This is a genomic window from Immundisolibacter sp., from assembly GCF_041625615.1.
Taxonomy (GTDB): domain Bacteria; phylum Pseudomonadota; class Gammaproteobacteria; order Immundisolibacterales; family Immundisolibacteraceae; genus Immundisolibacter.
The window spans coordinates 1-1,554 of record NZ_JBFJTF010000240.1 but is presented as its reverse complement, the minus strand read 5'-3'; the positions used below and the strand labels follow the sequence as shown (position 1 = coordinate 1,554).

Genomic DNA, 1,554 nt, shown 5'->3' with positions numbered 1-1,554 from the left:
TACGAGTTGACCATGCTCCAGGCCTACCGGGCCGAGGGCATGACCGGTCCCGCCGTGTTCGATGTGTTCGCCCGCACGTTGCCGAAGCGCAATTTTCTGCTGGCCTGCGGGCTGGAACAGGTGCTGGATTACCTGGAGTCGTTCGCGGTCAGCGGGCAGGACATCGACTATCTGCGCAGTCTGGGCCGCTTCCGGCCGGACTTTCTGGAGTATTTGCGGGCACTGCGCTTCACCGGCACCGTGTATGCCATGGCCGAGGGCACGCCGGCGTTCGCGCATGAGCCGCTGGTGACGGTCGAGGCGCCCATGCCCGAGGCGCAATTCGTGGAAACCGCGGTGCTCAACCTCCTGCACTACCCGACGCTGGTGGCCAGCAAGGGTGTGCGGGTGACGCAGGCGGCGCAGGGGCGGGCGGTGGTGGATTTCGGCGCCCGGCGCGCGCACGGGGTGGATGCGGCCATTGCCTGCGCGCGGGCGCTCCATATCGTTGGCTATCACGGCACCTCCAACGTCGAGGCCGGTCGCCGCTACGGCATTCCGGTGGCCGGCACCGTGGCGCACAGCTACGTGCAGGCGCATGCCAGCGAGGCGGAGTCGTTTGCCCGCTTTGTCGCCGAATTTCCCGGTACCACGCTGCTGGTGGACACCTATGACACGCTGGACGGCGTGCGGCAGGTCATCGATCTCGCCCGACGGCTGGGCGATCGCTTCCAGGTGAGCGCGGTGCGGCTGGATTCCGGCGACCTCGCCGCCCTGGCCAGGGCGGCGCGCGCGTTGCTGGACGAGGCCGGCATGTCGCAGGTGCGCATCATGGCCAGCGGTGGTCTGGACGAGCATGCAATCGCCGCCCTGCTGGCGGATGGCGCGCCCATCGACGGCTTCGGTGTCGGCACCACGGTGGACGTGGCCGCCGACCGGCCGTACCTGGACGCCGCCTACAAGCTGGTGGCCTACGACGGACGCGACTGCGGCAAGCTGTCGCCGGGCAAGGTCAGCCTGCCGGGGCGCAAGCAGGTGTTCCGGCGCTATGTCGACGGCGTGGCGGCCGGCGACACCATTGCCCGCCACGACGAATCGCTGCCCGGTGAGGCATTGCTCAACTGCGTGATGCAGGACGGTCGTCGACTGCCCGCCGGCCGGGTCGACACCGCCGGCGCGCGTGCCCACGCCGCCGCCGAGCTGGCGCGGCTGCCGGCGGCGCTGCGGACACTGGAGCCGGCCGAGCCGTATCCGGTAACCATCAGCCCGGGGCTGCAGGCCGCCCAGCAGGCGCTGGTGGCGGCGCATCCGAAGAAAGGTAGGCCGGCTTAGTGTTGCGCGGCGTTGGCGTGGACGCCGTGACGGTGCGTTCGCCGCAGGGGGCGAAGGGCCATGCGGACGGGGCGTGGTTCAGTCGGTCGGGCCGACCCAGAACAGCGGATTGTGGGCAATCTCCCACAGGTGTCCGTCGAGGTCCTTGAAGTAACCACTGTAGCCACCCCAGGCGGTCGCCTGCGCCGGTTTCGCCAAAATGGCGCCGGCGAGCAGCGCCTGACGCAGCAGCGCGTCCACCGC

The 1,554-nt window shown here is 70.0% G+C and carries 1 protein-coding gene and 1 pseudogene; one reads left to right on the top strand and one right to left on the bottom strand.

Annotated elements, in window-relative coordinates; translation table 11 throughout:
- Window positions 1-1,311, top strand: a 1,311-nt coding sequence (locus ABYX71_RS11920; RefSeq protein WP_372696708.1) for a nicotinate phosphoribosyltransferase, incomplete at its 5' end; no start/stop codon positions are given.
- Window positions 1,312-1,389: 78 nt separating this feature from the next.
- Here ABYX71_RS11920 and ABYX71_RS11915 read toward each other — a convergent pair.
- Window positions 1,390-1,554: pseudogene (locus tag ABYX71_RS11915) on the bottom strand (VOC family protein); the annotation flags it as partial.